Consider the following 23,600-nt stretch of genomic DNA (forward strand, 5'->3'; position numbering starts at 1 on the left):
AAAAAGATTGCTGCGCAATTGCAGCATGAAGGTTTTGATGTAAGAGCAATTTTATATCCCACCGTTCCTTTGAATAAAGAAAGGCTGCGCATTATAATACATGCCTTCAACACTATTGATGAAATAGAAGAACTTATTAATATTTTATCCTGATATCTTGGAAAGAAAATTACCGGAAGCATTAATAAACAATATTGCCGATATAAAAGGTTTCAATCACCGGGCTTTTGAAACGGCGCATTATCGTCCGCAAACAATCACCTCGGTTCGCTTTAATGAAAAAAAGTACGAACATTTTCAGCATGTTCCTGTTATAAAACATCCTCAATTCAGCTTGGATAAACAAGTACCCTGGTGCAAATATGGTTTTTACCTGGATGAACGGCCGCAGTTTACATTCGACCCCTTGCTGCATGCAGGCGTTTATTATGTGCAGGAAGCAAGCAGCATGTTTTTATGGACAGCGTTGCAACAATTATTTAAACGTGATGCCAATATAAAAGTGCTGGACCTCTGTGCAGCACCCGGTGGAAAAAGCACATTACTGGCCTCTTATTTTAAGAACGCCTTAATTGTTTCGAATGAAGTAATAAAAACAAGAGCGAATATTTTATATGAAAACATAACCAAATGGGGCTCAGAAAATGTGGTTGTAACCAATAATGATGCAGCGGATTTTCAGCGTTTGAAAAACTATTTCGATTTGATTGTAGTTGATGCGCCATGCAGTGGCAGCGGGCTTTTCAGGAAAGATGAAGACGCTATCGATGAATGGAGTGAAAACAACGTGAAACTGTGCAGCCAGCGCCAGCAACGCATCATTGCCGATATATACCCTGCTTTAAAACATGATGGCATTTTAATTTATTCCACCTGTTCTTATTCGCAGGAAGAGGATGAAGATATAGCCGGCTGGATGAAGGCAATGTTTAAGGTTGAAAGTATAAAATTTAATGTTGATGCTTCCTGGAATATTGATGAAACCAATTCCCTCAGGCATCATTGTTATGGCTACCGGTTCTGGCCGCATAAACTAAAAGGTGAAGGTTTTTTTATGTGCGCTGTGCAAAAAAATGAAACCGAAACTTATACAAAAAACAGCCAGCCATCTTTACCTAAAATAAATAATAAAGAAGCTGCTTTGGTGCAGCCATATCTATTGGGAAACGACTGGCTGTTCTTTAAACAGGCGGATTTCTTTCGTGCTATTCATAAACAATGGAACAATGATATTGCCCTGCTCCAAAAAAATTTATACCTCAAAAAAGCAGGTATTAATATTGGAGAAATAAAAGGCAATGATTTAATCCCTCACCATGAATTTGCCTTAAGCACAGTATTCAATGATAATATTTTTAAAATTGAATTAGACGAAGAACAGGCCCTGCAATACCTGCGAAAAAAAGACGTTGTATTAGCATCCACGCATAAAGGATGGAGTTTATGCACATATAAAAATTTTCCGCTCGGCTGGATAAAAATTTTGCACAACCGTGTTAATAATTATTATCCAACAGAATGGCGTATCCGTAAAGAATAAATTTGCAACAAAATATAGAGCATGAAGTATATAAAAGTAACCGCAGCAGCATTGGCTTTATTTCTTTCTGCACAAACACTGCAGGCCCAGTCAAATTATATTAATCATACACTGAAACAAGGTGAAACTTTATCTGCGCTTGCCAGGCAATACAATACTTCTGTTGGGGATATTATGCGTGCCAATAACATGCACGCAGACAGCAAGCTGGTTTACGGCTCAAACATAAAAATACCTTCCACAAAGCAACAGGCAGTTGAAAGAAACAGCAGGCCTGTTGTGAATACACCGGCGCAGGCTGCCCCTCCTTCATCCGGTGAAATAACACACCTGGTTGCCAAAGGCGAAACGCTGTACAGCATCAGTAAAAAATATAACGTTACGGTTGACCAGCTTAAGGCATGGAACAATCTTACAGATAACGGCGCCAGGCTTGGCACTCTATTAATAGTTAATGAAAGCGGCTTAAATAAGATGGCCAAGACTCCTGCACCGCAAAGGCAACAAACAGCAGCAGTAACAGCAGCGCCGGCACCACAAAAAGAACCTGTTGAAGAAAGCAAACCTGATTACAATTCAACAGCGGCAACAGATAATATATCGCCTGTGATGCAAACAGTAAACAACATGGCCGCACCGGCAGAAGACGTCACCACTTATTCGGGAGATGGTTTTTTTGCGCCGCAGTTTAAGGAAAAGAAGAGCAAGAATATGCAAACCGTTTCCGGTGTTTCCAAAACATTTAAAACGGCCAGCGGCTGGGCTGATGGCAAATATTATATTCTTGCAAATGATATAGAACCGGGAACAATTGTAAAACTTAGTTCCGATAATGGCAGCGCGGTTTATGCCAAAGTACTTTGGAACATGGGCGATCTGAAAGATAATGCTGGTATTAATTTTCGCATAAGCAATGCTACTGCAGCAGCTTTACATGTGAACGATGCTGCCAGCTTTAATTTGAATGTAAGCTTCTGATAGAGAATGCAGCTCCGAACTTTATTGAGATTTCAGAGCTGCATTATATTTTTATACAATCTTAAAGAACCTTATTTAATAAGTTCAAGTTTATCCAGTTCACTGGTTATAAAAACTATTTCATCTTTAGTCAGCTTTATATTAATGGCAGCCGCATTCTGCACCGCCTGTTTTTCATTTCTTGCACCAACAAGCGCAATTGTAATTCCCGGTTGTTCTATTGTCCAGCGAATAACCAACTGGCCAATCGTTGCCTTTTTTTCTTCAGCAAGCGGTTTTATTTTTTCAAGGAATTCGTTGGTGCGTTTAAGATTTTCATCTTTAAAAAAATATAAATTGGCGCGATGATCGCCTGCTGCAAAAACATGCCCGGGTTGCATTTTACCGGTAAGCAAGCCGCGTTCAAGCGGGCTATAAGCCAGGATAGATTTATTATTATCAATGCAATACGGCACCACATCTTTTTCAATATCGCGTTTTACCATACTGTAAGGCACCTGGTTTGAAACAAGATTAATGTATTTTCCGGCTTCCTGCATTTGTTCAACATTATAATTACAAACACCGGCATAACGAACCTTTCCCTGTTCAATCAATTTTGAAACAGCTTCCATCGTTTCCTCTATAGGCGTGGTAACATCAGGCCAGTGAATCTGGTAAAGATCTATATAATCTGTGCCAAGCCTTTTCAAACTGTCTTCACATTCCTTAATAATACTTTCCTTTCCGGCATATTTATAAATATCAATATCTTCCCCGCTATTGTTTTTGCTTTTAAAAGCAAACGCACCTTTCGTCTCATCCCAGCGCATGCCATATTTAGTAAGTATCTGTACCTTATCACGGGGAATGCCTTTAATGGCTTCGCCTGTTATTTCTTCGCTGGTGCCCTGACCGTAAACCGGCGCAGTATCAATAGAGGTTACGCCCAAATCATACGCTGCTTTTATAGCTTTTACCGCTTCACTTCTTTCTGTGCCGCCCCACATCCAGCCGCCTGCAGCCCATGCACCAAAAGTTATTACTGAGACTTTAAGATCTGAATCGCCTATTTTTCTGTATTCCATACTGTTTGTTTTATTATGATAAATGTTTTTGCTATAAACTTGTTCGGGTCAATGTTCAGTTCTGCATGAAATCCTTCGGTTTCTTCATCTACGCTAATAATCCTTGGATATTCATAAGAGATTATATTATTACCACATCTTTTTTCTGTAATGATTAAATTGGTCTTTGCCTGATTTTGTCAGCATCAATTACCGTAAAATTATTGTCAAGAGAAATCCTTTTTGTAACAATAATATCAATAAGGATTTCGGCAGGTGTTGAAGGCAGGAAATTTTCCATCCTGAAAAGTACAATTCCGCAGGAGCCTTTTACCTTGGTTTTAAAAATTAACTCACCAAAATCCTTATCAAATGTCAGAATTATTTCTTTGGCAATTATAGCCTCATTTAAAAGAAAAATATCGGGCTTACCTCTGAGGATATCAAAAACACTGCGGACAGCAAATCCTTTTTCTTTCAATAACTCAATACTGTAAAGAGGGAAATTTTCATCTGCTAAAAAATGCATCAAACAAGTTTGTTATCATAGAGTAAGCCATCTTTAAGGCAATCATGTGCATAAGCAAAAACAGCTTTTAAGGAATCTGCAGAAAGGGAAGGATAATTTTTTAAAAGCATTTCTTCGCTCCATCCATCGGCAAGCCGCTCCAAAATAAAATCGACAGACAGCCTTGTTCCTTTAATTACTGGTTTCCCGTTTAAAACAGATATGTCAGAAGTAATGTATGCTTTCCAGTTCATACACAAATTTACTAAATGCCTCCGGATTTATTTGGGATGTTTTCTTCCAGTCTCTTCAACAGGATTATAATAAAAATCAAAAAAGCTGAACCGTAAGCATTGCTTACAATTCAGCCCCTTTTCAAAAAAACATTAGCAATAAATTATTTCAATACCTCAGCCATTGTTTTACCAATATCAGCAGGGCTGGCCACCACGTGCACGCCGCATTCGCTTAATATTTTCATTTTAGCAGCAGCCGTATCTTCAGCGCCGCCAATGATAGCACCCGCATGGCCCATCCTGCGGCCCGGAGGTGCTGTTTGACCTGCAATAAAACCAACAACTGGTTTGGTACCATTATCTTTTATCCAGCGGGCAGCTTCAGCTTCCATGCCACCGCCAATTTCACCGATCATAATAATGCCATCTGTTTCATCATCATTCATAAATAATTCAACAGCTTCTTTAGTAGTAGTGCCAATGATAGGATCGCCGCCAATACCAATAGCCGTGCTTATGCCAAGGCCGGCTTTTACAACCTGGTCGGCAGCTTCGTAGGTTAATGTACCCGATTTGGAAACAATACCAATGCGTCCTTTCTTAAAAATAAAACCCGGCATGATGCCTACTTTAGCTTCATCAGCAGTGATCACACCCGGGCAATTGGGGCCAATAAGCCTTGACGATTTTCCCTGCAGGTAATTTTTTACTTTAACCATATCCTGCACAGGAATACCTTCTGTTATGCAAACAATCAGTTCAATGCCAGCCTCAGCGCTTTCCATAATGGCGTCGGCTGCAAAAGCAGGCGGAACGAATATAATGCTCACGTTAGCGCCGGTAGCTTTTACTGCATCGGCAACGGTATTAAAAACGGGCTTATCTAAATGTGTGCTGCCACCTTTTCCCGGTGTAACACCACCAACAACCTGGGTTCCATATTCAATCATCTGTCCGGCATGAAAACTTCCTTCTGTACCAGTGAAGCCTTGTACAATTACTTTTGAATTCTTATTCAGCAATACGCTCATGTGTAGTTTATTAAAGTCCGCAAAAATAATAGTTAGTTTTTAGTTTGCGGATGAAGATAATAAAATGATTGAATTTCGTGAATCGTAAAACATCAAACGTGATGGCTTTGAAATTTGATTATTATTGTTGACAGTCTTATTATTCACCTTTTGTTGTTCGATCTGATTTCAGCTTACATTTAAAATCTTTACGAACTTGTATTCACGTTTCACCAATACCGCTTCCCACATCATTCATCCAGCTTATCCATTTGCAACTTGCCATTAAAGATGGATTCCATTTCTTTCGCCTGGTAAATGTTCCTGTTTTCCTTATTACCCAAAACAATAATGGTAGCTGTGTCCTGCACCAATCTTATAAATGATGTATTCGTGCCATGCCATTTACCATTATGATAAATAACCGTGTCTTTATTTTTAATAAATAAGCGCCAGGCTAAACCATAATTATGCATAGACCGCACTTCATTGCTTAATGGTGTAAAGGCCATATCCAGCGTTGACCTTTTTAAATAAGTATGCTGGTATAAAGATTTGTCCCAGGCAAGCAAATCCCGCACTGTACTATATACATTCTTATCACCGTAAGTGCAATCGTATTGATCCATCGGAAATCCTCTTGAAACAGACCAGGTAGGATTATAATTAGCCGTATCTTTTATGGAAAAGATATACGTATCATGCATACCCAGCGGTTCAAACAAAGTTTTCTTCATATAATCAGGAAACTTTTGCCCCGTTATTTTTTCCACTATTAAAGCCAGCAAAACAAAGTTGGTATTGCAGTATTGAAACCTTCTGTCAGGCAAATTCTGAATACGCGGTTTATGCACAATCATTGCATGCAGCACATCTTCATTCGTCATTTCTTTATGCTTGTCCCAAATGCTATCCATAAAATATAAATAGTTGGGCAAGCCGCTGCGATGACTTAATAAATTTCTTATAGTAATGCCTTTATACGGCAGTTGCGGAAAATATTTTTGCAGGGTATCTTCCAGGGATAGTTTTCCATTTTCCCACAACTTCAAAACAGCCATACCTGTAAATGTTTTTGAAGTGGAAGCAATATGAAAAGGCGTATGCGGGGTAACAGAATCTTTCGTAATAAAATTTCCGTAACCCCGATATTGCTCAAACAAAACCTGCCCGTTCTTGGCAACAAGTATGGCGCCGTTAAAACCCGTTCTTACCAGTCTCTTTTGATAAAATTCATCAATGGCATTGGTATATGCCGCAGCCTTTGCGGCACTTAAACCTGTAAACTTAAAATCTTTTGTAAGGCCAGTTGTATCCTTTTTGCCAGCATTGCTTTTGGCAGTGCCCGATGAACATCTTATAAAAACAAAACAAAAAACTAAAACAAAAAAAAGGGCTAAAATTCGTGTATGCTGCATGAATCGGCTACTTTATTGTAATACTTTGTTCGCGGTAAATGTAATGCGATAGTGTATAAAATTTCATTTCATTTTTTTTTACAACAATATCTTTACACTTATGGTAATTATGTTATTTGACACAAATGCAAAGCAAAATTTATACCCACTTACACAAACAAAAGCTATAGCTGATATACGCTATGGTATTTTTTCCATTAAAGAACGCTGGGAAACTATAAGCGGCCTGCCGGTTTTTATACAGGCGGAAAATTATCTCGCAGGCTTATACGAAGCTCCGCCTGATGATGAATATTTATATATAGATGCTTCGCTGAAAGATGAAGATAATTTACGTTCACAAATTCTCTCCCTTCAACCTGATGAAGCTTTAAGGGATGCTAACGGCATCATTGCATGCAGAACAAATTCTTTAATTGACAATCATATTTTCAATAAGCCCGAAAAACATTTCACCAGTTTCAGAGAAGCTGAAAATATTATACGGCTGCAATATCCATGGCAGTTATTTTTATGGAATGATGAGCAACTGCGTAAAGATTTTTTATTGCTCTTCGCCAGGAGCATGAGCCAGCCTTTGCCTGAAACCATTAAAACAAGCCAGCCTGAAAATATTATTATTGAAGAAGGCGCTGTGGTTGAACACTGCATTATTAATGCTTCAACAGGCCCGGTTTATATTGGAAAAAATGCAACCATTATGGAAGGCGCCATGTTACGCGGTCCGATTGCTATTTGTGAATGCGCAACTGTAAAAATGGGTGCAAAAATTTATGGAGCTACAACTATTGGCCCTTACTGCGTTGCAGGCGGCGAAGTAAAGAACAGCATACTGCAATCGCACAGCAATAAAGCACACGATGGCTACCTGGGCGATTCTATTATCGGCAGTTGGTGCAACCTTGGCGCCGGCACCAGCAACAGCAACATTAAGAATACAGCAGGGCTTGTGAACATATTTCATGAAGCTTATGGTGTGAATGTAAATGCCGGCAGAAAGTTCGGTGTAGTTATGGGCGACTATTCGCGCACAGCTATTAATACAGCGCTCAATACAGGTACAATCATTGGCACCTGCTGCAATGTTTTTGGAGAAGGATTGATACCAAGAATTGTTGAAGACTTTACATGGGGTATACAGCAATCATCCAATTATAAATTTGAGAAAGCCGTTGAGCATATCAATAACTGGAAAGAATTAAAAGGCGAAAAATTATCTTCTGCCGAAATATCTGTGCTAAAGTATATTTTTGACCGCCGTTTTTAAATGAATGAGCAAGCGTTATATCTGTTCGGGCAGAGTAAAGAGTGCAGGAAAAGAATGCAATCCTGCTATCGCTTTTTCCTTTGTGTGAAAATTTAAACGCTCTGCGAAGTCTCCGGACTTCGCAGGAAGTATGCGTGAAGTCTCTGACTTCTGATAATCACAAATAAATTAAACCATATAATGAGAAAGCAAATTGCCGCTGCAAACTGGAAAATGAACCTTACAGTTGAAAAAGCCGAAACTTTAATAAACGATATTGTTGCTGCTAACGTGCAATTAGGACAAGATCAATTAGCCGTTTTTGCCGTGCCTGCCCCTTACCTGCAACTGGCGCAAAAAGCCATTGCCGGTAAAGAAAATTATTTTATTGCCGCACAAAATTGTTACAGTAAGAAATCGGGCGCATATACCGGCGAAGTTTCTGTTGAAATGCTGCAGTCGCTCGGCATACAATACGTAGTGCTTGGCCACTCCGAACGCCGCGAATATTTCATGGAGAGCAACCAGTTCCTGGCAGAAAAATTAAACATCGCTTTAGAATATAACATCACGCCTATCTTTTGCTGCGGCGAACCTTTAAGCATTCGGGATGCCGGCACACAAAACGAATTTGTGGCCACGCAACTGGAAGAATCTTTGTTTCATTTTTCAAATGATGACATTCAAAAGATCGTTATTGCTTACGAGCCAATATGGGCAATCGGTACGGGGAAAACAGCTACCAGCGAACAGGCGCAGGAAATGCATGCGCACCTGCGTAAAGTTTTAACCGGGAAGTTTGGAAAAGAAGTAGCCGATAACATCAGCATTTTATATGGCGGCAGTGTAAAGGCCAGCAATGCCAAAGAGATTTTTTCGCAGCCTGATGTTGATGGTGGTTTGGTGGGCGGCGCATCGCTTATTGCCGGTGAGTTTGTTGCCATTATACAAAGCCTGACATAATATTAACCCAATGGGTTTAAAAAAACTATTGACGCAGGGCATTATCTGGCGCAGCCTTTATTTTTTTTCAGTACTGCTCGTGAATATTTTTTTATCCCGTTATTTAAGAGCCGGCGCTACAGGCAATCTCTATTTTATCTCCATTATTTTTTCTTTCATGCAGGTAGTGCTAAGCCTCGGTGGCGAATCGGGCTTAACCTATTTTGCATCGGGTAATAAAATAGAACGTAATAAATTGCTTACCATTGCGGCAGCATGGAGCATTGCGGCAGGCGCAATTATGTCGCTGCTTGTTTATCTCTATTTTTTAATTGGCAATTCAGCTACGGCCACAGAAATAACCTGGTATTGTTTATATGGATTCGTGTTTGTATCCGGCATGTCGCTGGCTAACTATGGCGCAGTTATTTATTACACAAAAGAAAATTATTACCTGCCCAATATTTTATTGACGCTTGTAAACATCTTATATATATTCCTTATTCCTGGCAAGGAATCTGTTCCGGATGAAAGCCAGGCGCAGTGGGTAACATTCTTATATTTCGCAACGTATTTTGCCGGCGGCCTGCTCGTGTTTGCATCTTATGTCATCCTGTACAGGAAAGAAGGCAGGCCTGGTTTTCCCAAAGGCGGTTTATTCAGGCAACTGCTTACTTATTCATTCACGGCGCTTGGCGCCAATGCCATTTTCTTTTTGGTGTACAGGATTGATTATGTTTTTGTAAAGTACAGCCCTGTTTGCACACCTGAAGACCTGGGCAATTACATACAGGTTTCAAAGATCGGGCAACTCATGCTTATCATTCCGCAGATGATTGCTGTGGTTGTTTTTCCCACAACGGCAAGCGGCACGGATGATAATAAACTGAACAACGCGCTGATGGTGATGTCAAGAATTTTTTCTCAGTTATTTTTAGTGATATTTATTGGTGTTGCCGTATTCGGCAAACAGTTTTTTACTATTGTATTTGGCGAGAGTTTTAATAAAATGCAATTGCCGATGCTTATTTTAATCCCGGGTATTTTTTCGCTGAGCGTGGTAACTTTATTATCAGCCTATTTTGCAGGAAAGGGAAAAGTAAGGATAAACCTTTACGCCGCTATTTGCGGTTTAATTGTAACCATTGCCGGCGATTTTATTTTTGTACCGAAGTATGGAATAGTTGCCGCAGCCCTAGTAAGCACTATAAGTTATGCAGTAAACACAGCGCTCGTTATGTGGTTCTATTACCGTGAACACCCCTTACATTTTTCGGAATTTTTTAGATGGAGAAAATCTGATTATGACTGGTTTTTTTCTATGCTGAAAGTGATGAAGGGTTAAACTAGGGATTTATTTTGGCACATTAGTCTTACGCCGAAGAAAAACTGCGAACTCTATTTTAAAATGCGGCGGAGTTGCAAACTTCGCCGAAATCTGCCGAGCATTTCGCCGAGCCGAGGAGGGCAAAAGGCATAAAGCTTTGTCTGTTTAGCTTTCTTCCCCCAATGTGCCAGTTGCTTTGCATAATGTGGTGCTTCGCTACCAGAGCATCAGCACGAACGTTACTAATGGCGAAGCGAAGAATTCTGAACCCCATATAGTATTGCCGCCTTAAGAATATCCATATTTATATCTTTTAGCGTTTTGAACTTAATGCAATAGCCGGTCACATTCGCCTTGCCTATTTCTTTTCCATACACCCGGGGCAGGTAGGTTTTGTCTTCAATACCCATAACATAAACTGACATACCGATTGTGTTAGCGCACATACCAATTTGGTAAAATTCCCTGGTTTCTCCATTCGCATATTTTATGGTGTACGATCCATAGCCCGCATTAGGATTTGAAACAGTTTTGTTTTCACTGTTTTTTCCATCTAAGAACCATAATTTACATGCAGGCATTAATTGCAGAATGATTCGGTGGAGCTCTTGCATGTCATTGCGTTTTGGCTCAGGCTGGCTGGCAATATACTTTTCGATCTGTGCTTGTACATTCATATAAAATTATTAGGTAGTATTTATTAAATATTTAGCTTCTTTTAGAAGCCGTTAATATTAATTCCCGAAAAACTTTACATAGCATATGAAGGCAGCGTTTCGTATTTCTTTTGTGATGTAGTTCTCTATATAACCGCATTAAATTTCGATGTTGCTCATCACCATAAGATACCCCCGCCGCCGTATTTAAAATCGCCTGATGTATCCTCCTGTGAACCGCCGGTCGCTTGCATAACGCCATCGATGGTACAAAGATGAAAAGCATTTGAGAATTTAGCGCTGTGTTAATACGACAAGTCCAGGGGCTCAATGCGACACCGTTTGCATTACCAGGTCTTGCTTCTATTATTATAAATTTTTGTTTGAGATAGCTTTAGGCAAATAAATCACTTGTTATTTAATTCAACTATAAACTTTGTCTAATTTGTTCCGTTGTTGATGGCAATATGTGTTTCTGCTTTGCTGCAAAAGCATATGCCGGCTGCTACATTAAAATTGCATCAACCTTAAACAACTTGCATAGAATCTTAAACTAAATATTTTTTCCCAGAGCAGGTTGTTTCACCACCAAGTTCTCTTACTAAAGTAGTGTGCGGATTACTTTTTACGAATGGCAAGTGAAGACGTTAAAGAAATTGCTATCAAAAAAATATTTTCTATTCACTAAAATTTTTATCCTCGTATTTAAACAGAAATTTTGTATCCAGTCAGGATTTACGAATAATCTGGTTGCGTAAATAACAGCAGGAATTTCTCTTTGCATTGCAGGTTTAGCGCAGCCTGTCCATACTTTTCACCAGCTTTTGATCCCTGTAAATACCTTGTATCGCAAAAAATAAAAATACGGGAATCACAAAAGCCAATACGGAGGTTAAAGCAAGCCCTCCACCAGCATACTCTTTTTTATAATTGAAATAAAGCAAAATATTACCAATACTTATTATCAGCGCAAGTATGGTTAACCAAATTTGAAGTTTGCGTTGTTTGAATATAAAAACGGTAAATAAACTAAGCGTGCCTAAAATGGCTGTGAGTATTAGTAAAATCATTTTAGTGGTGGCATTAAACTGGTCTGAAGCCAGGTCGGGATTGGGGCCGATATAATAAAACGGGAATTTCATGGTTAAAAATGTGCAGGCAGAAGCCAGCAGCAGCCAAACAGTTTGTATTCTTTGTATCATATACTGATATTTAAAATCAATTTAAAAATAAAGCTAAGTAACAAGCCGTAAAGTAAATGATAATGATGCTTATTTTTCGTGCTATATATTTGCAATCCTTAAAAAATCTCTATGTTCAATAATCTTACCGAAAGGCTCGAAAGCGCTTTTAAGAATTTAAAAGGTGAAGCAAGAATAAATGACCTGAATATTGCCAATACGGTAAAAGATATTCGCCGTGCTTTAATTGATGCCGACGTTAACTATAAAATTGCCAAAGAATTTACAGACAGGGTTAAAGAGAAAGCTACCGGCGAAAAGGTAATCAACGCCATCAGCCCCGGCCAGTTGATGGTAAAAATTGTGCAGGATGAGCTTACTGAATTAATGGGTGGCACCGAAGCTGAGTTTAATATGACCGGTAACCCGGCTGTTGTTTTAATTGCGGGTTTGCAGGGTAGCGGTAAAACCACTTTCAGCGGCAAGCTGGCGAATTATTTAAAGGGCCAGAAAAAATCGCCTTTATTAGTGGCGGCAGATATTTACCGGCCTGCAGCCATTGACCAGTTAAAGGTTTTGGGTGAACAGATTAATGTGGAAGTGTACAGCGAGCCCGAAACAAAAGATGCGGTTGCCATTGCGCAGAATGCTATTAAGGAAGCCAAAAGAAAAAATAAAAATGTTGTAATCATAGATACAGCCGGCCGCCTTGCCATTGATGAAGTCATGATGACCGAAGTGGCTAATATAAAGGCCGCGGTTAATCCAACTGAAATATTATTTGTGGTTGACTCCATGACCGGCCAGGATGCTGTGAATACAGCCAAAGCCTTTAATGACAGGCTTAATTTCTCTGGCGTTGTTTTAACCAAGCTTGATGGCGATACCCGTGGCGGTGCCGCCTTGTCTATTAAATACACGGTAAATAAACCCATCAAGTTTGTAAGCAGTGGTGAGAAGTTAGATACACTCGATGTATTCTACCCCGACCGTATGGCCCAGCGTATTTTAGGTATGGGCGATATTACTTCACTGGTAGAAAAAGCACAGGCGCAGTTTGATGAAGAGCAGGCCAAGAAACTGGAAAAGAAAATTCGCAAGAACCAGTTTGATTTCCAGGATTTCTATGACCAGTTACAGCAGATAAAAAAGATGGGCAACCTGAAAGATTTAATGGGTATGATACCCGGCGTGGGCAAAGCCATAAAAGATGTGGATATAAGCGATGATGCATTTAAAGGCGTGGAAGCCATTATTAATTCCATGACGCCTTATGAGAAAGCAAACCCGGATATTATCAATCAAAGCCGCCGCACCCGTTTATCAAAAGGCTCAGGCAAATCCATGGAAGATGTGAATGCTTTTATGAAGCAGTTTGAACAAATGAAACAGATGATGAAGATGATGAATAAAATGCCGATGGGCGGCATGCGCATGCCCGGTATGCGCCGGTAATACATTATTTTTCGCACAGGAGAAAGTAACCGGCGGTAAATGAAACCCGTCTCCGGCCACTTTTTCCTGTGCAATTTTCCCTTCCGGTATCTTAATTTTTTTACTCCCTGTTTGCCTTTGTTTTGCCGCTGATTAAAAAAAAATTAATTTTTATATGCAGCGTTTTTATAATCATTATTTATCACTTACATTCGCAGTTCAATTATTCATTTAAACCTTTTGAACAAAGGCCTTTAAATTTCTATTTAAAATGGCAGTAAAAATCAGACTTCAAAGGCACGGAAGTAAAAAGAGACCTTTTTACTTTATCGTAATAGCCGATGCCCGTGCACCCCGTGATGGAAAATTTATCCAGAAAATCGGAACCTACAATCCGCTAACTGTTCCAGCAACAATCCAGTTAGACCGTCAAAAAGCATTAGAATGGTTGCACAAAGGTGCTGAGCCAACAGACACTGTTCGCCGTATCTTATCCTTTAAAGGAGTGCTCTATTTAAAACACTTATTACGCGGTGTAAAACTTGGCCTGTTCGATGAGGCAGCAGCCATGCAGAAGTTCCAGAAATGGCATGAAGAACACGAAGTTCATGTAAAGCGCCGTAGTGATGAGCACAGAAGAACCAGGATTGCTGCTCGTCCGCAACCTGCTGCAACAAAAGCACAAGCTCCGGACTCTACTGAAGCGTAAGCAGCCACATGGAAAAATTTTTCTTAAAATCCCGTTAGCAATAGCGGGATTTTTTTATTTTGGGTTGCCGGCAAATTAACTCCTGTTACACTTTAGTTGTGTCGCTCCCTTATACTGCATATTTTTATGGCGGCCACGGGTTGGAGGCTTAATCAGTTAAATTAAATCTTACATCATTATATTTTGAGCGAATATATTCACATAGGAAAATTAGCTGCCACACACGGCCTTCAGGGCGAGTTTGTATTAAAACATGTATTGGGCAGGAAAACAGATTTCAAAAATACTTCAGCCATATTCATAGAAAAAATAAAGGGTGAATACCTGCCTTATTTCCATGAAAAAAGCACTATAAAAAACGAGGCTGAAACCATTATTAAACTGGAGGGCATTAATACAAAGGAAGCAGCGGCCCTGCTGCTTCAGAAAAAAGTATGGCTTACCAAAACGAATTTCGATAGCTTGGTAAGTAAAACAGCCCCGGTAAATCTTATTGGCTTTACAGTTTATAATGATAACGGGAAACTGGGTTCCGTTGAATCAGTAATTGAACAGCCGCTGCAGGTTCTATTGCAGCTGATGATAAAAGATAAAGAAGTGCTTATTCCCTTAAACGAAGCAACCCTTCTTCATATAGACCGAAAGAAAAAGGAAGTGCATGTAAGCCTTCCGGATGGTCTATTGGAGGTTTACCTGGGCAACAGTTGAATGTTCCTTATTGCAAAGGGCATAAAACTTTACCACAACGATTTCTACCAGGAATAAAGCAAATTATCGTCGTTAGGAATCAAAGCAAAAATTAATTCATCCGCGTATTAAATTCAATCTTTCTCAGCTAAGAAAAAATTGAATTAATACATCAACAATTTCAGGTTTAATTGTGTTTGACTGGGGCATATTTACTGGTGTTTGATTCATAGACTTCATGATTTTTGTTATGAAAAAATGTTGTCCTGAGTTCTTGTTTAATAAAGTATCCGGATAAAGTCAACTGAATTAATCTCATCCGGGCCACTAAAATAATAAAACCCTCTTTTTTAAGGAGGGTTTTATTATTTTTCTCTTGTTAAAAAAATTTTTATTCTGCAGCGCCTTCTACCAAAACCGTTGTTTTATTGTCCAGCACTTCAGCAAAACCGCTTTGAATCGTATAGCTGAAAACCTCTGATTTGGTTTTTAAAACTTTTATTTTTCCTTTTCCAAGTGCGGCTACAAGTGGTGCATGCTTTTCCAATATCTCAAAAGACCCTTCAATACCAGGTAATTGAACGCCATGTACTTCTCCGCTGTATAATTTTGTTTCAGGTGTTAATATTTCTAAAGTCATTTTAGTATGCTGATGTGCTGATGTGATAATTTGCTAATAACCTACTGATTTTCATTAGCATGATTAGCACACTAGCTAATTTGCTAATTATCCTTTTGCCTGTTCAATCAGTTTTTTCCCTTTTTCAATAGCATCTTCAATAGTACCTACCAGGTTAAAGGCTGCTTCTGGATATTCATCCACTTCACCGTCCATGATCATATTAAAACCGCGAATAGTGTCTTCAATGCTTACAAACACACCTTTTAAACCGGTAAATGCTTCAGCTACATGGAAAGGCTGGGAAAGGAAGCGTTGTACACGGCGTGCACGGCTTACCACCAGTTTATCTTCTTCACTCAGTTCATCCATACCAAGGATGGCAATAATATCCTGCAATTCTTTATAACGCTGCAGGATTAATTTTACCCGGTTGGCAGTATCGTAATGCTTATCGCCAACAATGGCCGGCGTAAGAATTCTTGAAGTAGAATCCAGCGGATCAACCGCAGGATAAATACCTAAGTCGGCAATTTTACGGCTTAACACCGTTGTAGCATCTAAGTGAGCAAAGGTAGTGGCGGGAGCTGGGTCAGTCAAGTCATCCGCAGGCACATAAACTGCCTGCACAGAAGTGATTGAACCGTTTCTTGTAGAAGTAATCCTTTCCTGCATCAAGCCCATTTCTGTTGCCAATGTTGGCTGGTAACCTACGGCTGAAGGCATACGGCCTAACAAAGCTGATACCTCAGAACCTGCCTGTGTGAAACGGAAGATATTATCAACGAAGAAAAGAATGTCTTTACCTTTTCCGGTGCCGTCGCCATCGCGGAAATATTCTGCAATTGTTAAACCACTTAAAGCCACACGTGCACGGGCGCCGGGGGGTTCATTCATCTGGCCGAATACGAATGTAGCCCTTGATTCTTTAAGGCCTTCCATATCCACCTTGCTCAAATCCCATCCGCCTTCTTCCATGCTATGTTTGAAAGAATCGCCATATTTCATAATGCCGGCTTCAATCATTTCACGCAGCAGGTCATTTCCTTCACGGGTTCTTTCGCCCACACCTGCAAATACAGAAAGACCTCCATAGCCTTTCGCAATATTATTAATCAATTCCTGGATCAATACAGTTTTACCCACGCCGGCACCACCAAACAAACCAATTTTACCACCTTTTGCATAAGGCTCGATAAGGTCGATAACTTTAATACCGGTAAATAAAACCTCTGTAGCAGTGCTAAGGTTTTCAAAAGCCGGCGGCAATGCGTGAATAGGGCGGCCATTTTTCTTGTCAACAGCAGGTAAGCCATCAATTGCATCTCCGGTTACATTAAATAAGCGACCGTTAATAGCTTCGCCTGTTGGCATTGCGATTGCTTTACCGGTATCAACAACGGCAGCTCCGCGAACAAGGCCTTCCGTGCCGTCCATTGCAATGGTGCGAACACTGTCTTCGCCCAAATGTTGCTGAACTTCAAGCACTAACTTGTCGCCGTTAGAACGTGTTAATTCAAGGGCATTATAAATTTCCGGGAGTGAACCGTCAGGAAAATGCACGTCAACCACCGCGCCGATAATTTGTTTAACCTTACCTGTATTGGCCATAAAAAATATGCTTTTTAAAATTTGCGCAAAAGTAAGCTTATGACGCAAGAAAATCGAATAATAGTTAGCAATTCTGATTTAAGATTTCAGTTTTCTGTATAAAAAATGTTTAAAATTTACTGGTTAATGACAAAGCAGATCCCGAAATAAGCATTTTTATATTTTTTTGGATTGTTTATAGCCGTTCTTCAGCAGCCATTGCAGTATTTTTTCCCGCTGATCTCCCTGTATAATTATTTCACCGTCTTTAACGCTGCCGCCGGTTCCGCAAAAATTTTTTAGTTTTTTCCCGAGATCCTCAAGGTCGTCCGCAGTGCCAGTAAAACCTGTGATTAAACTTACGGTTTTACCACCGCGGTGTTTGGTTTCAAGCCGTACCCTCAATTTTTGCTGCGCCACAGGCAGGGTTTGCTGCTCATCAATGTCATCGGGCTGAAAAGAAAAGCTGGGGTCGGTACTATAAACAAAGCCCCTGGAGTCTGGTTTATTTTTCTTACTCATACTTTACACGTTCAAATTACAACGGCTTTTAAGCTCAGGTCTAAGCTTTGAGCCTGGTGAATTAATCCGCCAACACTAATATAATCAACCCCGGTTTCCGCGTAGGATTCAATATTATTCAAATTTATGCCACCGCTGGCCTCGGTTTCAAAATCATTTTTAATAATTTCCAGCGCTTCTTTTATTTGGGCGGGCGTAAAATTATCAACCATAATGCGGAATACTTTGCCTTTGCCAACTGCACAAACTTTTTTTACATCGTCTATATTTCTTGTTTCTACTTCTATTTTCAATCCCGGTTTTTTTATTTGAACATAATTCCAGGCTTTTTCAATTGCTTTCTCAATGCCGCCGGCATAATCAATATGATTGTCTTTCAGCATAATCATATCAAATAAACCGAAACGGTGATTAACGCCGCCGCCAATACGCACCGCTTCTTTTTCCAGCAAACGGAAATTAGGCGTTGTTTTTCTTGTATCTAACAAGCGGGTTTTATAACCTTTTATTTTTTCTGTGTATTGATGCGTTAATGTTGCAATACCACTCATGCGCTGCATGCAATTCAATACAAGCCTTTCGCATTTTAATATGGTATGAATATGCGCTTTTACTTCAAAAGCAGTTTCGCCATTGTGCATGGCTTCGCCGTCTTTTTTAAAAATATCGAAATAAGAAGCGGGTTCCGCATAATTAAAGATTTGTTGTGCTATATCAACTCCGGCGAGAATACCGTTCTGCTTTATTTTTAAAACAGCTTTGCCTTTTTGTTCCGCCGGAATACAGCTTAATGCAGAATGATCGCCATCGCCCACATCTTCTGCAAGTGCCTCTTTAATTAAATGATGTAAACGTTCGTTGAAAGATTGCATGAATTTATTTAGTGTTAAGTAAAGTGAGTTACCAGCAATGATAGTGTATACACTCACAACTGACCACTAATTACTCACTTAAATACGAGAATTCATCATTTAAACATAACATTAGTTCTGTTTAAAACGATTAAATGACCGCCAGTATTTGTCTTTATAAATATTGTATGATATTTCAAATTTATCATCAAAATGGCGTTTTACCTTATCAAAAACTTTAGAAGGTTTGCGAAAATCTTTACAGGCAAAATAAATTTCCCTTATGCTTTCAGCTGTTTGCCTGCCTACATTTAAATAGCCATCGGCGTCTTTGAGCTCTTCACAAATTTTCTCTTCAATTGTATTCAGCAGTTCAGCCACTGTTTTGTCCGGCATACCACCACCATTCTCTCCTTTATATTTTATTTCAAACTCGCCAATCCAGGGATGTGAAGTTTTGCCATACCATTCAAGCAAATCCATATTCATGGTTGCAATTAAAGAATTCCCGTTTTTTAATGCAACCTTGAGGGTTGCATAATGATCATTTTCGGAGCTGTGGTGCATGCTGCCATATTTTTCAACAAATTCTTTTTCCCGCCATTTTAAATAGGGCTTTAATTTTTCTACCGGGATAAGCGGCCCGTTGGCCAATGCCTTCCCAATTACTTTCATATTGTCTATTGTTGTAGCAAAATTTAATTCACCTATATAATTATTAAGAAAAACATAAACGCCGTTTGTAATTGCCTGCCAGTTATCTTCAACCAGATCACTATGTACTATGGAGATATTTATTTCATCCGGATATTCATCATCATCATTTTCACAGAACCAAATATTTTCACTGTTGAAGGAATAACCTGACATATTTATGACAACATTCTTTATATCAAGTGCAGGTTTTAGTGCCGTGAATTTCCAGCCTTTAATTTTAGGCGCGGCAGTCACCAGTTCTTCAATAAAAACAATATTTTTAATCACGCCTTCTGCAGTAAATACTAATTCAACAGTATTATCGTTGCTCATTCCGGTAAGACAAAATATATCTTTACCCACGTCTTTTAATTTAGACGTAAACTGATTGAAAAAAGCTTCTTCAATATTGCCTTTATTCTTTATTACAGAATAAAAACCTTTTTCATTTTTTTGAAACCAATCCCAAAAATCTCTGTATAAATCAGATTGAAATCTTTTGGAAAAAATTTTTTTGAGTAGCCCCATGATTTTAGATTTAGAGTTGTGTAGGATATTTAAGAGTTAATTATTGCAAGCAGCCGTTGCTAAAATACGTATTATTTTGATTTCCGCAGCTGAGGGCTAGGCAAACGAATTAATCAATATAATAAATATGTAATTATGAATTATATGGACGAGGGCGCTTTTAGCTGCCTGCACCAAAATTTTGTTGCCACGCCAGCATACCGCCTGTAAGGTTTTTCACATTTTCAAAACCTAACTGTTCAAGTATCATTGCCGCCTGGCCACTGCGGTTGCCACTTCTGCAATACACCACCACTTCATCTTTTTTCCAGTCATCAACAGGTTCTGTTTGCATATTGCGCACTTCACCAAGCGGCAGCAATGTGCCGCCAATATTAAATTCAGCATTTTCATTAGGTTCCCTTACATCCAAAAGTTGAATTTTTTCTCCTGCATCGAGGCGTTGTTTTAATTCCTGTACTGTTATTGTTTGCATAATAGATTTTTATTAATTATTAATAGCCGGCGGAATTACGGATGAATCTTTTACCGGCGCGGTTGTACTTATCCATATATCCATCATTTGCCCGGCGCGAATACGGTTATTAACCCTTTCACCGCTTGGCAATAACGTTGTGGGGTCCGGGTTTTGGCGAACGATATATGCATTCGCAGTATCTGCAACTGCACCTTCAGTAAGTATTACACCTATGCTTATATTGTCTCCTGATAAATATTCCTTTGCCTGTGACACGGTTAAGCCAACAAGATCGGGTACAGCAAGTTGTGTATCGCCGAGGCCATTACCAAGTACAAGATCAATGGCCGTGCTCATAGGCACTTTGGTACCCGGGTTCACTGTTTTACCATTCAGCAACTGGTCTTTAACTGCATTACGCGCAATATCTGGTGTATAACTTATATTGCCCAGCTTAAGCCCCAGGCTTTCTAAAAACATTTGTGCACTTCTGTAAGAGAACCCTTTCAAATCGGGCATTTCTATTAACGGCGGGGTTGCACGGTTTATGGTAAGATAAATAGTGCGGTTTGCCTTTACTACTTCTTCACTTTCGGGAGATTGCTTAATTACGGTGAGCGGCGGCACTGAATCAACATACACGGAATCCTGCACAGAAACCTGGAATTTGTTTTGTTTGAGAAAAGCGGTTGCGTCTATCAATGTTTTGCCGGTTACATCAGGTACGGTTATAGACTCGTTATGTTTCGTAACAGAACCCAGTGAAAAGAAAAACGCAAAAATCATTAATAAAAGCAGCGCTATCGCCACTAAAAGGTTTACAAAAAAAGAGCGTTCCGTTATAAATTTAAACATTAATGGATTGTTTCTTATTAATTAATTCCAGCATTCTTCAATAAGCGCTGTATAAAACTGTTCAAGCGTCCATCCCATCGCTTTTACCTGTTGTGGAATAATGCTTGCTGCACTCTGCCCGGGCACGGTATTTACTTCAAGCATAAAAGGTTCGCCCTTTGCTTCATTGTAAATAAAATCTATTCTTACCACGCCACGGCAATTTAATACCGAATATACTTTTCTTGCAGCACGCTGCACTTTTTCAATAATTGCAGGGTTTGCCTGCGCTGGCGTAATCTCTTCGCTTAAACCTTTATATTTTGCTTCAAAATCAAAAAAATCCTTTTTCGATTTTACTTCAGTTATGGGCAATGTAATGATTTCGCCCTTTGTCTTAAACACGCCAATTGTAAATTCCCGGCCTTCAATAAATTCTTCAACCAGCACCTGGTCATCTTCGTTAAATGCTTTGCGCAAAGCTATCCCAATTTCTTCCGAAGGCTGGTTTACCTTACTCATACCTATGCTTGAACCGCCATTATTAGGCTTCACAAATACCGGGAATTTTAATTTATTAATAATGTCTTCTTCGTTCACAACATCATTCCTAAAAACATGCAGGGATTTAGCTACGTTTATTCCTGCGAAACCTGCAACGGCTACCGTATATCTTTTATTAAAAGTTAAAGCAGATGTGGCCGCATCGCAGGTTGTATAAGGCAGTCCGATACAATCAAAATAACCCTGCAGTTTTCCATCTTCGCCCGGCGTACCGTGAATGCACATCAGCACACCGTCAAAATTTATTTTTTCATGATTTATTGTTATAGAAAAATCGTTTTTATCAATACTTATTTTTCCCCCGTTGGCATCTTCATAAAACCACCCTTCGGGATTTATATCGATGAGATAAACATCGTATTTATTTCTGTCAACATTATTGTTTACCGTTACTGCGCTTTGATAGCTTATTTCAGCTTCGCGGCTATAACCGCCGGTAAGCAATGCAATTTTTTTCTTCATACCTTTTTTATGAAACGCAAAGAAATAGAAAAAAGTACAAGCCATTCCTAAATCATTGCCGCTTTTTATCCTGCTCTTTAACCGTTGCTAGCAGTGAACAGAAATATCATTGGCCTGCAAAAGATTATGGCTGATATTCCACCACCACCTTTGCATTCTTTTGTTTATCGCTCGACACAAATAACTGGTAGCGCTTGCCACCCGTTGTAATAATCATCAATGCCGTATTAGGCGGAATGGAACCAAGATTATCGGCCACCATCACAAACTCATGCATTGTATTGCCGGCATCGGCTTTTACATTAATTGTAACAGGCTTGTCAGTTAATCCTTTTTTCCAGGCAATCACCTCATTGTTATGATATACCGTTATTGTATCACCATCAATATCACCATTATCATACAAGTCAATTTTAATATCGGGCTGGTTGGTAACAATTGTTCTGATAAGCGGGTTACTTCTTTTTTTAATAACCTCCGGCACCGGTATTTTTATCTTTTCCGGAACAACTTCAGGGGCCTTTGCCGGCGGCGGCCCTTTTACAATTGTATCGGGCTTTGCTGCAGGAGGTTTTACCGGCATGGTATTTTTTGCAATTGCATCCGCCTTTTTAATACGATTTATTAAATCGTTTACCTGGTTTGTATTGGTTACGTCAAGCCGTTCTTTAAAATCGGGCAATTTGTTTTTTAAAGCGGTAATTGTTTTGGGGCCGGCAACGCCATCTGCAGGCACACCCAAAGCTGTTTGCAACCGTTTGGCGTTTGCTTTAGAAACATCATTTACCGGTGAGGGCGTTTTTGTTGTTGCAGAAGAATTATTTCCTTTAATACGATTTATGAGTTTATTAATAGCATCCGTATCGCTGAAGTCCGGTTCATCATCATAACCAGGTAATTTCTTTCTAAGGGCAGCCATGGTTTTGGGGCCGGCAACGCCATCTGCCGGAACGCCCAGCGCTGATTGCAATTTCTTCGTATTGCTTGTTACAACTGTATTTTTAGAAGTTGGCCTGGGACCAATGCGGTCTTCCGGTGAAGGCACCGATGGTTTTTTCTTCAGCAAAAAATCTTCTTTATGAAAATCTGATTCCTGCACCCTTTCCAGGTAAACGGTGCCGCTGCCACAATCCGTTTTACTGTTTACGTTTATACTTGTAAAAGTGCCGCTGAGTATTTCTTTTCCATCCTGCTTTGAATATTCAAGGTTGCACGTCATGGCACAAGCATCACTATTGCCTGCCATTTTAAGTTCAACAAGTTTTAATTCTTTTATAAGGGCACTCTCTGTTTTGGGGAACCATATACCTTCAAAAGTGGCCTTACCATAAAAAACAGTAGTGCGGTAAGAATAGGTTACGCCCTTTATTGAGTTATTATTCAACTGGTCTATCTGCACTTCATATTTATAATATTGCTGAAAAGGTGGCGCGCCGGCATAAAAGTTACCCCGCCAGATACCGGTTAAATCCTGCGCAAAAGCCGGGTACAGAAAAAAAGTCAGCAATAACAACAAGAAAAAGCGCTTCATGTTACAAATCTAATTTTCAGCATTAAAA

At 39.5% G+C, this 23,600-nt stretch carries 24 protein-coding genes; 8 read left to right on the plus strand and 16 right to left on the minus strand.

The annotated features are described in order from the left end of the window. Nucleotides 1-157 precede the first annotated feature (157 nt). Nucleotides 158-1,540, plus strand: coding sequence for a methyltransferase RsmF C-terminal domain-like protein (locus ACTHN6_RS04745; RefSeq protein ID WP_440434573.1), 1,383 nt, complete (start codon nucleotides 158-160; stop codon nucleotides 1,538-1,540). A 21-nt stretch (nucleotides 1,541-1,561) separates the two neighbouring features. Next, nucleotides 1,562-2,518, plus strand: a complete 957-nt coding sequence (locus ACTHN6_RS04750) for a LysM peptidoglycan-binding domain-containing protein (protein WP_440434574.1) — start codon at nucleotides 1,562-1,564, stop codon at nucleotides 2,516-2,518. A gap of 71 nt (nucleotides 2,519-2,589) precedes the next feature. On the opposite strand, the gene ACTHN6_RS04755 is transcribed toward ACTHN6_RS04750, so the two are convergent. From ACTHN6_RS04755 to ACTHN6_RS04775, 5 genes are all read right to left on the minus strand, one after another. Then, nucleotides 2,590-3,585: an aldo/keto reductase gene (locus ACTHN6_RS04755; protein ID WP_440434575.1), complete on the minus strand. Its 996-nt coding sequence runs from the start codon at nucleotides 3,583-3,585 to the stop codon at nucleotides 2,590-2,592. Nucleotides 3,586-3,739: 154 nt separating this feature from the next. Then, nucleotides 3,740-4,093 carry a DUF5615 family PIN-like protein gene (locus tag ACTHN6_RS04760; RefSeq protein ID WP_440434576.1) on the minus strand — a complete coding sequence of 118 codons (354 nt, stop codon included), beginning with the start codon at nucleotides 4,091-4,093 and terminating at the stop codon, nucleotides 3,740-3,742. Next, nucleotides 4,093-4,326: a DUF433 domain-containing protein gene (locus tag ACTHN6_RS04765; RefSeq protein WP_440434577.1), complete on the minus strand. Its 234-nt coding sequence runs from the start codon at nucleotides 4,324-4,326 to the stop codon at nucleotides 4,093-4,095. The genes ACTHN6_RS04760 and ACTHN6_RS04765 overlap by 1 nt, the downstream gene beginning before the upstream one ends. Nucleotides 4,327-4,469: 143 nt before the next feature. After that, on the minus strand, nucleotides 4,470-5,339 hold the full coding sequence (gene sucD, locus ACTHN6_RS04770; RefSeq protein ID WP_440434578.1) for a succinate--CoA ligase subunit alpha: 870 nt from the start codon (nucleotides 5,337-5,339) through the stop codon (nucleotides 4,470-4,472). 230 nt (nucleotides 5,340-5,569) lie between these two features. Further along, nucleotides 5,570-6,736, minus strand: a complete 1,167-nt coding sequence (locus ACTHN6_RS04775; protein WP_440434579.1) for a serine hydrolase domain-containing protein — start codon at nucleotides 6,734-6,736, stop codon at nucleotides 5,570-5,572. Between the two features lie 109 nt (nucleotides 6,737-6,845). On the opposite strand from ACTHN6_RS04775, the gene ACTHN6_RS04780 reads away from it, so the two are divergent. The 3 genes from ACTHN6_RS04780 (at nucleotide 6,846) to ACTHN6_RS04790 (ending at nucleotide 10,269) form a co-directional block, all read left to right on the plus strand. After that, nucleotides 6,846-8,003, plus strand: a complete 1,158-nt coding sequence (locus ACTHN6_RS04780) for a putative sugar nucleotidyl transferase (protein WP_440434580.1) — start codon at nucleotides 6,846-6,848, stop codon at nucleotides 8,001-8,003. A gap of 180 nt (nucleotides 8,004-8,183) precedes the next feature. Continuing rightward, nucleotides 8,184-8,945 carry a triose-phosphate isomerase gene (gene tpiA, locus ACTHN6_RS04785; RefSeq protein ID WP_440434581.1) on the plus strand — a complete coding sequence of 254 codons (762 nt, stop codon included), beginning with the start codon at nucleotides 8,184-8,186 and terminating at the stop codon, nucleotides 8,943-8,945. Between the two features lie 10 nt (nucleotides 8,946-8,955). Continuing rightward, complete coding sequence (locus ACTHN6_RS04790) at nucleotides 8,956-10,269, plus strand: hypothetical protein (protein WP_440434582.1); 1,314 nt, start codon at nucleotides 8,956-8,958, stop codon at nucleotides 10,267-10,269. 224 nt (nucleotides 10,270-10,493) lie between these two features. On the opposite strand, the gene ACTHN6_RS04795 is transcribed toward ACTHN6_RS04790, so the two are convergent. Together ACTHN6_RS04795 and ACTHN6_RS04800 are read right to left on the minus strand one after the other, a co-directional pair. Next, entirely contained in the window at nucleotides 10,494-10,928 is a 435-nt protein-coding gene (locus tag ACTHN6_RS04795) for a DUF1801 domain-containing protein (RefSeq protein WP_440434583.1), read from the minus strand. 770 nt (nucleotides 10,929-11,698) lie between these two features. Continuing rightward, on the minus strand, nucleotides 11,699-12,109 hold the full coding sequence (locus ACTHN6_RS04800) for a DUF4293 domain-containing protein (RefSeq protein WP_440434584.1): 411 nt from the start codon (nucleotides 12,107-12,109) through the stop codon (nucleotides 11,699-11,701). 111 nt (nucleotides 12,110-12,220) lie between these two features. Here ACTHN6_RS04800 and ffh point away from each other — a divergent pair, with 111 nt between their 5' ends. The 3 genes from ffh to rimM all read left to right on the plus strand — a co-directional run bounded on the left by ffh (nucleotide 12,221) and on the right by rimM (nucleotide 14,939). Next, nucleotides 12,221-13,543 (plus strand): signal recognition particle protein, encoded by a 1,323-nt coding sequence (gene ffh, locus ACTHN6_RS04805; protein ID WP_440434585.1) that lies wholly within the window; start codon nucleotides 12,221-12,223, stop codon nucleotides 13,541-13,543. 250 nt (nucleotides 13,544-13,793) lie between these two features. Beyond that, on the plus strand, nucleotides 13,794-14,231 hold the full coding sequence (gene rpsP / locus ACTHN6_RS04810; RefSeq protein WP_440434586.1) for a 30S ribosomal protein S16: 438 nt from the start codon (nucleotides 13,794-13,796) through the stop codon (nucleotides 14,229-14,231). Between the two features lie 183 nt (nucleotides 14,232-14,414). Then, nucleotides 14,415-14,939 carry a ribosome maturation factor RimM gene (gene rimM / locus ACTHN6_RS04815; protein ID WP_440434587.1) on the plus strand — a complete coding sequence of 175 codons (525 nt, stop codon included), beginning with the start codon at nucleotides 14,415-14,417 and terminating at the stop codon, nucleotides 14,937-14,939. 370 nt (nucleotides 14,940-15,309) lie between these two features. Here the strand turns inward: rimM and atpC are convergent, their stop codons facing one another. From atpC to ACTHN6_RS04860, 9 genes are all read right to left on the minus strand, one after another. Next, nucleotides 15,310-15,558, minus strand: coding sequence for an ATP synthase F1 subunit epsilon (atpC, locus tag ACTHN6_RS04820; RefSeq protein ID WP_440434588.1), 249 nt, complete (start codon nucleotides 15,556-15,558; stop codon nucleotides 15,310-15,312). Between the two features lie 87 nt (nucleotides 15,559-15,645). After that, entirely contained in the window at nucleotides 15,646-17,148 is a 1,503-nt protein-coding gene (atpD, locus tag ACTHN6_RS04825; protein WP_440434589.1) for a F0F1 ATP synthase subunit beta, read from the minus strand. A 156-nt stretch (nucleotides 17,149-17,304) separates the two neighbouring features. After that, the gene (locus tag ACTHN6_RS04830) at nucleotides 17,305-17,649 is read right to left on the minus strand and encodes a translation initiation factor (protein ID WP_440434590.1); all 345 of its coding nucleotides are present in this window, start codon (nucleotides 17,647-17,649) and stop codon (nucleotides 17,305-17,307) included. 11 nt (nucleotides 17,650-17,660) lie between these two features. Next, nucleotides 17,661-18,521: a carboxylating nicotinate-nucleotide diphosphorylase gene (gene nadC, locus ACTHN6_RS04835; RefSeq protein WP_440434591.1), complete on the minus strand. Its 861-nt coding sequence runs from the start codon at nucleotides 18,519-18,521 to the stop codon at nucleotides 17,661-17,663. 111 nt (nucleotides 18,522-18,632) lie between these two features. Continuing rightward, complete coding sequence (locus tag ACTHN6_RS04840; RefSeq protein WP_440434592.1) at nucleotides 18,633-19,724, minus strand: DUF695 domain-containing protein; 1,092 nt, start codon at nucleotides 19,722-19,724, stop codon at nucleotides 18,633-18,635. A gap of 160 nt (nucleotides 19,725-19,884) precedes the next feature. Next, the gene (locus ACTHN6_RS04845) at nucleotides 19,885-20,199 is read right to left on the minus strand and encodes a rhodanese-like domain-containing protein (RefSeq protein WP_440434593.1); all 315 of its coding nucleotides are present in this window, start codon (nucleotides 20,197-20,199) and stop codon (nucleotides 19,885-19,887) included. Nucleotides 20,200-20,211: 12 nt separating this feature from the next. Next, nucleotides 20,212-21,036: a PASTA domain-containing protein gene (locus ACTHN6_RS04850; RefSeq protein WP_440434594.1), complete on the minus strand. Its 825-nt coding sequence runs from the start codon at nucleotides 21,034-21,036 to the stop codon at nucleotides 20,212-20,214. 21 nt (nucleotides 21,037-21,057) lie between these two features. Then, nucleotides 21,058-22,041 carry a D-alanine--D-alanine ligase gene (locus tag ACTHN6_RS04855; RefSeq protein ID WP_440434595.1) on the minus strand — a complete coding sequence of 328 codons (984 nt, stop codon included), beginning with the start codon at nucleotides 22,039-22,041 and terminating at the stop codon, nucleotides 21,058-21,060. 124 nt (nucleotides 22,042-22,165) lie between these two features. Beyond that, nucleotides 22,166-23,572, minus strand: a complete 1,407-nt coding sequence (locus ACTHN6_RS04860) for a peptidoglycan-binding domain-containing protein (protein ID WP_440434596.1) — start codon at nucleotides 23,570-23,572, stop codon at nucleotides 22,166-22,168. Nucleotides 23,573-23,600 lie beyond the last annotated feature (28 nt).

The sequence above is a fragment of the Parafilimonas sp. genome, assembly GCF_051953455.1.
Classification (GTDB): Bacteria; Bacteroidota; Bacteroidia; order Chitinophagales; family Chitinophagaceae; genus Parafilimonas.